At 54.8% G+C, this 478-nt stretch carries 1 protein-coding gene; it reads right to left on the minus strand.

Going from position 1 to position 478, the window contains the following annotated elements:
* A partial coding sequence (locus HMPREF2571_RS10955) for a hypothetical protein (RefSeq protein WP_176745602.1) occupies positions 1-478 on the minus strand: 478 nt, incomplete at both ends.

Raw genomic sequence — 478 nt, forward strand, 5'->3', positions numbered from 1 at the left:
GCTCATGGAAGCACTTGTACTTGCTGACTCTGAAGCACTTGTTGAGGCGCTCATTGAGGCAGACGTACTTGCTGACTCACTTGCACTCGTTGAAGCGCTCATGGACGCTGAAGTACTTGCCGATTCGCTAGCGCTGGTTGAAGCACTTTGCGATGCTGAAGTGCTGGCTGATTCAGATGCACTCGTTGATGCACTCATTGAGGCCGAGGTACTTGCTGATTCGCTAGCGCTGGTTGAGGCACTCTGTGACGCTGACGTACTTGCGGACTCGCTCGCACTTGTTGAAGCGCTCATGGATGCCGACGTACTTGCGGACTCACTGGCGCTCGTTGAGGCACTCATCGACGCTGACGTACTTGCGGACTCGCTGGCACTCGTTGAAGCGCTCATTGATGCAGACGTACTTGCTGACTCACTCGCACTGGTTGAGGCGCTCTGTGACGCTGAAGTACTTGCCGATTCACTGGCACTTGTTGAG

Origin of the sequence: Streptococcus sp. HMSC068F04, assembly GCF_001837455.1 — a bacterium.
GTDB classification, from domain to species: domain Bacteria; phylum Bacillota; class Bacilli; order Lactobacillales; family Streptococcaceae; genus Streptococcus; species Streptococcus salivarius_D.